Origin of the sequence: Moorena sp. SIO4G3 (genome assembly GCF_010692305.1) — a bacterium.
GTDB classification, from domain to species: domain Bacteria; phylum Cyanobacteriota; class Cyanobacteriia; order Cyanobacteriales; family Coleofasciculaceae; genus Moorena; species Moorena producens_A.
Map to the genome: position 1 here is coordinate 1 of NZ_JAAHIG010000364.1, position 8,551 is coordinate 8,551.

Sequence of the window (8,551 nt, forward strand, 5' to 3'; positions counted from 1 at the left end):
TCCAGCACCAACGATGAAATTTGCCTCAGTTGTGGTTATCCAGCTAAAGGTCGGCCAAAGTTAGTTTTTTTCAAGTGGACTGCTATCGGTGTTGCTGTAGTATTTGCTTTATTTCTCCTACTAGGGGTCATTAACAGAGTTGAGCAACACCTCAACTCTCAACCTTCGACACAGATAGACCGGTAAGATAGCGTTGGGTTATCAGTCTATCTGTGTATAAGGGAAGCCGTGCCAGCGCGCAGCAGACACAGCGCGCAGCAGATACACATGCAGTTTGGGATGCTATTTTCCGTAACACTATTATGCCTAATGGCAGGATTAGAAATAATAATTGTTAGCTAGATCAATAGTTGCTAAAGCTAGTTTCTGGTGGGAACGCCTTGATATCAAGCAATTTGTACCGGAGCTTAATAGCAACAGTGAAGCACAAGTATCACAAAGACTTGAGCGCTGGTGCAATGTGGTAGCTCAGGGAAACTGGGACAAGTTTCAGCGACGCTTACAGTGGGATGGATTAGATATAGACAAAGTTCGTCCATGCCTAGGTACTGTGCGTTTAGTTGCTGAACAACTACCCAAGTGGGCAAACACCCTAGCACAGGTAATGGAAACCGCTAAAGGCTTTCAGCCTCAGGATTATCCTGACTTGCCAATTGATCTAGACAATCCTCTTCCCTTTGAAGATTTACTGCTACCTGTGGTGGTGGTGGCTAGAGCAAAGCTACAGGAAAGGTTCAAGGATTTTGCCTTGCCAGTGGTAGGTCAAGCCAATGCTCTGTTATCTAAAACAGCCTACCGTTGTCTAGAGCGCACTCTGCTGCAACAAGTAACAACGCTTTGTGTTAAGACACTGAATGCTGAGTTCTCCAAAGCCCGTCCAGGTGGATATAGATTACTCAACTTACTTCTACCAGGTCTCCAGGGCAATGGTCAAACGACTTACTATGATGCCTTTGTCGAGCAACACTTGGGAGAAGGTTACCTTACCCTTGTCCAAAACTATCCGGTGCTGGGGCGATTGGTTGCAACCTGTATCAACCTTTGGCTAGAGGCAACGGTAGAGTTACTGCAACGCTTGAGCTGGGACTATGAAGCCATTGAGCAAATGTTCGGTGAAACCCAAACCTCTGAAAGGGAGCCAGCAACAGCACCATTGAAAGGTCTTGGTCAGGTCACTGATATTAAGACAGGGTTATCTGACCCCCACAATGGAGGACGCTCAGTGTTTGTACTCATCTTTGAGTCTGGACTTAAGGTAGTCTACAAACCCAAGGATTTAGGGCTGGAAGTAGCGTTTAATAACCTGTTGGCTTGGTGCAATCAACACGAAGAACTGCTCAAATTCAAAGTATTACGAGTTCTTAATCAAAGTGGGTATGGCTGGGTTGAGTATGTGGAACATCAGCCCTGTGAAAATGAGGCAGCGGCGCAACGGTTTTATCAGCGAGCTGGGATGCTATTGTGCTGGCTTTATGCTTTGCGGGGAATAGACTGCCACTATCAAAACCTGATTGCCAGTGGTGAGCATTTGGTGTTGGTGGATCTAGAAACTCTCCTTGACCCGGAAGTCAAACTCATAGACAATTCCCTGGATGCCCAAGAGATGGAATCCACTGCAGGGCAACAATTTTACGATTCTGTCTTGCGGACGGGGTTGTTGCCCCGATGGGATTTTAGTAGCGATCGCAGCATTGCCTATGACATTAGCGGTTTGGGAAGTATTGAGTCCCAACCTAGCTCTAATAAAGCTAATAAAACTCGCTGCTGGAAGGCTATCAACACTGATGAGATGCATCTGGGCTACGATAATATCACCCTACCCAGGTCGAAAAATGTGCCTTACCTTGGTGAGCATATCCTGTCTCCTAACGACTATGTGAAGGAGCTGGTTGAGGGGTTTGAGCAGGTGTATCGCTTCGTGATCGCCCAGGGAGAGGCAATGCTTGCTGTAGATGGACCACTAGCAGCCCTGCAATACCAACGGATCCGGTTTATCTTTCGGTCAACCAAAGTGTATCGCACAGTTTTGCAGAAAACCTTGACCCCTGAATTCTGCCAAGATGGAGTTGATTACAGTCTTGAGCTAGACATCATCAGTCGAGCGTTCCTGGTTGATCAGCAGAAACCAAAAGCTTGGCCGATCTTAGCTGCTGAGTTGCAGGTAATGGCACAACTCGATATTCCATACTTTCAGGGCAACTCTGCTAGTCAGGCTTTACCCCTACCTTCCGGACAAACCATTCCCCAGGCTTTTAAGCAACCGAGTTATGAGCAGGTGATCACTGAGCTACAGCAGTTCAGTGAAACAAACCTAGGGCAACAACTCTGTTTGATCCGGCAAGCTCTTTATGCACCGGTGGCACGAAAACCAACTGGAGAAACCGGGGCATGGGAAGTAAAGTCCCTACCACCGCTCACACCGGATCAGTTGATTCAAGAGGCTGATGCGATCGCTAGGGAAATCCAGGCCAAAGCAATTCCAGATCCCAAGGGCTGTGTTAACTGGATTGGCATGGGGTTTGTTTCAAAAGCTGAACGGTTTCAACTACAGCTGCTGGGCAACTCCCTCTACGATGGCAAATGTGGAATTGCCCTGTTTCTATCAGCATTGGATTGGGTAACGGGTCGTCAAGAATTTGGTGAATTAGCTTTGCAAGCTTTACAGCCTTTACGAAAGCTAACTCAGCTGGCTGATACTCGTCAGAGACTCACGAGAAATTTGGGAATTGGAGGAGCTACCGGAGTTAGTTCTATCATCTATACTTTCACAAAAGTCAGCCAATTCTTGGGGGATACAGCATTAATTGCTGATGCTGAGCTTTTTGTCAAGAGTATTACTGCTGAATTGATTGCGACTGATCAACAACTGGATGTGATGGGAGGAGCTGCCGGAGCAATCTTGGGTCTGTTACCCTTGTACGAAGCTACTCAGGATCCAGACGTTTTAGAGAAAGCTCAAGCTTGTGCTAAGCACTTATTACAGCAGCGCGTAAGTGTCAAGGGGTCTCCCAAGGCATGGCAAACTCTCAGGGAACAGCCCCTCACGGGCTTCTCCCACGGTGCGGCGGGAATTGCCTATGCTTTGCTGCGCCTGTATGCTGTGACCCAAGACCATCGTTACCGTGAAGCAGCAGAAGAAGGTATTGCCTACGAACACAGTGTTTTTTCTGATCAGGCAGGTAATTGGCCGGACTTCCGGGAATTCCAGCAGGACAAGGGGCAACCGGGCTTTATGGTGAGTTGGTGTCATGGAGCACCGGGGATTGCGCTAGGACGACTGGGTGGATTGCCCATCCTGGATACGGCAGATATTCAGAAGGACATTGAGGTCGGGTTGCAAAAGACCCAGCAATTTGGCTTACAAGGCATTGACCATTTGTGCTGCGGGAATTTCGGACGGATTGAGGTTCTGTTGATTGCAGCCCAAGGATTTTCCCGTCCTGATTTACGGCAACTCGCCCTCCAACGAGGAACAAATGTGGTGGCGAGGGCAAGACGAACAGGAAGTTATCAACTGTTTGACAATTTGCCAAGTTCTGTCTGGAGTCCTGGCTTCTTTCAGGGAACAGCAGGGATTGGTTACGAGCTGTTGCGTTTAGCTTCTGGTAAGCTGCCCTCAGTTTTATTGTGGCAATAGGGGATTGATATAAGCGCGTTTGTATCTAGATTGTCAACACACTTCTTGCCATAAAAGGCAAAAGGCAAGAGGCAAAAGGCAAGAGGGGAAAGAGAGCCCGAGTTTTATTGGACAATAAAAAAAGACCTCCTAGGTTTACATCTCAAATACAAATGCTATATCCTGTGGTTAATCACTTATTATTAAAATAAATTGTTAATTGTTAGTTGTTAATTAACAATCCAATAAAAAATCCGATCGAGATAATACTACAAGCGGCTAATCATGATTCCGGTTTTTGTCTTCGAGGATCACAACGAGGCTTCTTTAATCTGGCATTATGCAGTTGATAAAAAGGTAATACCAGCATCAAATAATAGTCTCCTCCATGTGGATAAGTATTCAGATGATTCCCTTGACAAAAATAGCTTATCCCAGCTCTATCGATTCACATCCAAGGAAGTAACGATTGCGAATTTTATTATTCCCGCGATTTATCAAGGAATTTTTAATCAATTTTACTGGTTACATCAGCCTAATTTAAAGTTACCTACAAAATCCCAGTCTCTGTGTATTTATCCGTCTGAGGTAAGTGATAAGTGTTTAATATACAAGATGTTTCAGAAGGATGAAGTTACAGCACAGACGCGGTTTAAATGGCTGCTCAATCCTAAGTATAACCTGACCGATATTCAGTATTTAACAGTAAATGATGATTTTCTAGAAAATCAATCGGTGGTTTTAGACGTTGTCTTGGATTACTTTTTGGAAAATACTGGAGGCAGCACCCCTCAAGAAAAATTAGAAATTACTGAAGAACAATATCAAGCTTTGAACCAAGATAATAATCACTACCTGAGGCGTCAATTTGGTAGTGGAATTGAAACTAAATTTGAGCATGAAAAATACTACATTGTGTTCACTAATTCCAGTAAAAACGATGAACTTACCAAGAGGCGTAATCTATCGGATTCCGAAATTATCAGGAGAATTGAGGAATTGATCGGCTTTTTGCAAAATTATCAGGTTCAGCTACAGCTTATCTGTCTCCGTCGTTCCAGAATTAGTGGATTTGCAGCAGATGAAAACTGGGAGTTGATTGAGGATTATCTGCTTAAAAAACTTGGTGAAGTTTACGATATCCAACTCACTTCGATCGATAAAGTTTTGCTTGAAGAAGACTTAAACTCAGATGTTATGTTTAGCACCAGGGCATTGGTAGTAAGCCAAACACAAGCAACTGAAACCCATACTAAATTAGATCAATTAGATCAATCGATTAAAGACAATCATATCACTCCCACAATCAGCCTCAACACCTCTGTCGGTAGAATTGCAGTCTATGAAGATTTAGTCCCTAGGTACCTGCTCAAGCAAATCTATAATTACTACTTGAATGGTTTGAGATGGGAGTTTCAGAATCGTGGAGATGAGGATGACCTACTGACCTCCTTTTGGGTACCAAAAGATTTTCCTGATAGCATCTATGAGCTTAGAGAAATTGTCCGGCAGCAACTTCCCTACGAGGCTAAAGACCCTCGCATCATTGTGAATGGTCATTTATTTGGTCTCGGAGATGGTATCCATCGGGATTCATCTAGCATAAAGAATCCTGGTCAAACAGCTATCTGTTATATTAATCCGATGTGGAGAGCTGACTGGGATGGAGAGACAAAGCTTTATTCTGAACGCGATCCCAGTAAAGCAGACTTAATCTATGCCTGTTTGCCAAAGCCAGGTCGCGTTCTGATTTTCGATGGAACCATTCCCCATCGGGGATGTCCGCCAAGCCGTCTGTGTAATAAGTTGCGCATAACGGTGGCTTATCAATTTCCGCCGCCTACGGAGGACTCTTCAGAGTCAGGACTTACCCAGTAACTCGCCCCCAGTAACTCGCCCTTAGTAGGGTCTATTATTAAGGCACCCTACTACTACTAACCTAGTGGAGCAGATAGTTAGTATGATTCCAGTTTTTATTGTCGAGGAACACAATGAGGCTTTCTTGATCTGGCATTATGCTGTCATGGAAAAGCTAATGCTAGCATCAAATAATATCCTACTTCATGTGGATGAACATTCGGACTTTAGATCCCCTCGCTTAAATAAGTCCATTGATGCTCTTGACAGAACAAACCTAACAGATTTATATCACTTTACCTACAATGAACTGAATATTGAAAACTTTATCATTCCAGCGATTTATCAAGGACTATTTAAGCAATTTTATTGGCTACAGCACCCTTATCCAAATTTATCAACAACCCCTAAGTCAATTTGCATTTATAGTTCTGATTCAGAGGGTAACTGTTTGATATCCAAAACGTTTCAGAAAGATGAAGTCAAGGCTAAAACTTATTTTAAGTGGCTGATTGATCCTAACTATCAACTCGCTCAGATTCAGAATTTAACGGTAAATGATGAATTTCCAGACAATCAATTTGTAGTTTTAGATATTGATTTTGATTACTTTTCTTGCAACAAAGAGTTAAAAATTCTACAAGGAAATTTAGAAATTACCGAAGCACAATATCAATCTTTTATTCAGGATCGGTATCATTACTTGCGAGTTTTATTAGGAAGTGGAGTTTCAAGCCGAGTTGAAGATGGTAAATACTACCTTGTTTTCAAGCATAACCCCTACAGCAGTAATGTTTCCCAAGGACAGAAGAAGGTTTCGGAATCTGAAATTGTCAAGCGTATCAAGGAGTTAGTTGGCTTTTTAGAAAACAATAACGTTAAACTACAGCTGGTTTGTCTGTGTCGCTCTAGAATCAGTGGCTATACACCGGATGACCAGTGGAAATTGATTGAGGATTTGCTGCTTGAGCAACTTGGTGAGGTTTACGATATTAATGTAATGTCTATCGACGAAATTTTGGCAGATAAAAGCTTGAATCAACCGTTAATTTCATCTCCTGATTGAGACACCCGGGATTTCAAGGGGCTACAAAAAACATCCTATCATTAATCTGCTTAGCCTTGATCAAAGCTAATCAGTAAAATGACTATTTTTGGGTAGCCGCCATTTTTTTTATACCAAGTGGTACTTAAACTCAGTCCTTGAAGCCTGCACATAGGTAATGGCTAATGGGTAATGGCTTGGCGTAATCAAAATTACCTATTGCTTATTAACTCATCGGAGATATTTTTATCAAGTTTACACAAAGAGTTTCTTTGTATACCATGGTGTTGCTTAACCTTCGACATGGAGAGCATTTTATATGTCCAGTGAGCAAATCGAGCAATTTGTTGAAGAGGTTCAACAGGATCCAGCACTGATAGAGCAACTGCAGCTTCAAGGTAGCATAGATGAAACAATTGATAAAGTTATCGAAATCGCTAAAGAGAAGGGGTATGATTTCACAGCTACTGAACTCAAAGAATATATAGAAAATACTAGCGACGAGGAAGAAGAGTTATCTGATTCAGAATTGGAAGCAGTTGCAGGGGGCCTATGTTGGCGGTGGTCAACCTGAGGAATTAGTAATTATATAAGATAAATTAACTAATCCTCAAGCTTTGTAATCCTAATCTTATGCTTTTAGGAATAAGCTTTAAGCTATCAGTAGTCAGCCCCTGTAGCAAATGCAGCGATTAGCTCAACAGCTAAGGCAAAAGCTAAGTTTATGCCCATCGGAAGTAGAGTTAAGTTTAGAAAACCATAGCTTCTACATACTCAACGGTGCTCAGCATAATTTTCATATAATTTCTATGAGCGATGCAGCGCGGTCTTGGGGGTTCCCCCCATGAGCGACTGCATCAAGACAATGAATCGATGTTTTAGCAGGGTGTTGGTGATTTCATAATCATAGTCAAAGGTTACAGCAGGGTAAATTCCTATGGTGCCCTTAGCTATCATTACCAAGTCGTTAAACGTTCAGCAACGTCACTGAAGGATTAATCCTTAACTAATTTCAAAACCTGTTAACCAAACACTTATTTCAAGCTTTTAAACTGACTAGCCAATGGTTTGCGATCGCACTACACCAGCCACCAATGACTACTTGCTATCCCATACCCTCAGCAGGATTGTTGCCCCAAATATTCCCTCGGCCTTAATTGGTTCCTCTGATTGGAACCACATCTACCAAACTGTCCAATCTCTGCCCAGTCAACTGACTATTACCAAAGGCTTTGGATTTGAGTGCCCTTTACAATCAAGTCTCCCCCAAGCAGATATTTTGTTGTGCATTGGAGAGGAAGGGCGAGGTATTTTAGCAGAGAACAACAACATCAACCTGCTGCCAGAAACCTTCCAAGTTCATCCCATATGGCAGCGGATTTGTAACTTCTGCACCCAATGGGCAGACCCCTCTTCACCACTTTTCGATAAAATTGACCACATTTGGCTAGAGTTTGACGTCAATCCGGAACCAGCACCGATTCCATTACCCAGTGTTTTCTTTGATTTCTTTGAGTACAGCATCTTACCTGGGGGAGGGTATCAATGGGTAAGCCAAACTGCTCTGAAACTGTTATTAGGTAGAGTACTATCCCCAGAAGTTGAGCAATGTTTGTTTAATTGCTTCGAGAGTTTGCCTTCTGGAGCTGACGTCTTTACCATTGGTGCAATGCTGGCCAGGGATTCAGATGTTGTCCGAGTTTGTATGGGTCTAGGGCCAGCCGAAATTATCCCCTATTTAAATCGAATCGGTTGGCAAGGTGATACGGATGAACTTGAAGCCTTGGTTTGTGAGTTAGCTAATGTGGCATCCTCCCTAGTCATTGATTTGGATGTATGCCAGAGAGTATTACCCAAAGTCGGCCTGGAATGTTATGTCAGAACTAAAACTGAAACCGAGCAACTACTAGGGCGTGTCATCAAATAGGAATCAATCTAGTTTAGAATCGATAAATGTAGAGAGTTGAGTCAATCAGGAGCCGTGCTATCATGACGCGCCGCTATGCTTTGCGTCTCGGACCAGTGGGAACGCA

The 8,551-nt window shown here is 43.2% G+C and carries 7 protein-coding genes; 6 read left to right on the plus strand and 1 reads right to left on the minus strand.

The genetic code is table 11. The features are described from left to right. From F6J99_RS36575 to F6J99_RS36595, 5 genes are all read left to right on the plus strand, one after another. Nucleotides 1-186, plus strand: a 186-nt coding sequence (locus F6J99_RS36575; protein ID WP_293120585.1) for a hypothetical protein, incomplete at its 5' end; no start/stop codon positions are given. 145 nt (nt 187-331) lie between these two features. After that, nucleotides 332-3,637: a type 2 lanthipeptide synthetase LanM family protein gene (locus F6J99_RS36580; protein WP_293120587.1), complete on the plus strand. Its 3,306-nt coding sequence runs from the start codon at nt 332-334 to the stop codon at nt 3,635-3,637. 264 nt (nt 3,638-3,901) lie between these two features. Then, complete coding sequence (locus F6J99_RS36585) at nt 3,902-5,494, plus strand: UPF0489 family protein (protein WP_293120589.1); 1,593 nt, start codon at nt 3,902-3,904, stop codon at nt 5,492-5,494. An 82-nt stretch (nt 5,495-5,576) separates the two neighbouring features. Beyond that, the gene (locus tag F6J99_RS36590; RefSeq protein ID WP_293120591.1) at nt 5,577-6,539 is read left to right on the plus strand and encodes a UPF0489 family protein; all 963 of its coding nucleotides are present in this window, start codon (nt 5,577-5,579) and stop codon (nt 6,537-6,539) included. A gap of 298 nt (nt 6,540-6,837) precedes the next feature. Continuing rightward, the gene (locus F6J99_RS36595) at nt 6,838-7,092 is read left to right on the plus strand and encodes a Nif11-like leader peptide family natural product precursor (protein WP_293120593.1); all 255 of its coding nucleotides are present in this window, start codon (nt 6,838-6,840) and stop codon (nt 7,090-7,092) included. Between the two features lie 233 nt (nt 7,093-7,325). On the opposite strand, the gene F6J99_RS36600 is transcribed toward F6J99_RS36595, so the two are convergent. Beyond that, nucleotides 7,326-7,475: a hypothetical protein gene (locus tag F6J99_RS36600; protein ID WP_293120595.1), complete on the minus strand. Its 150-nt coding sequence runs from the start codon at nt 7,473-7,475 to the stop codon at nt 7,326-7,328. Nucleotides 7,476-7,581: 106 nt separating this feature from the next. Between F6J99_RS36600 and F6J99_RS36605 the strand changes: the two genes are divergently transcribed. Continuing rightward, on the plus strand, nt 7,582-8,445 hold the full coding sequence (locus F6J99_RS36605; RefSeq protein WP_293120597.1) for a hypothetical protein: 864 nt from the start codon (nt 7,582-7,584) through the stop codon (nt 8,443-8,445). The last annotated feature ends 106 nt before the right edge of the window (nt 8,446-8,551 follow it).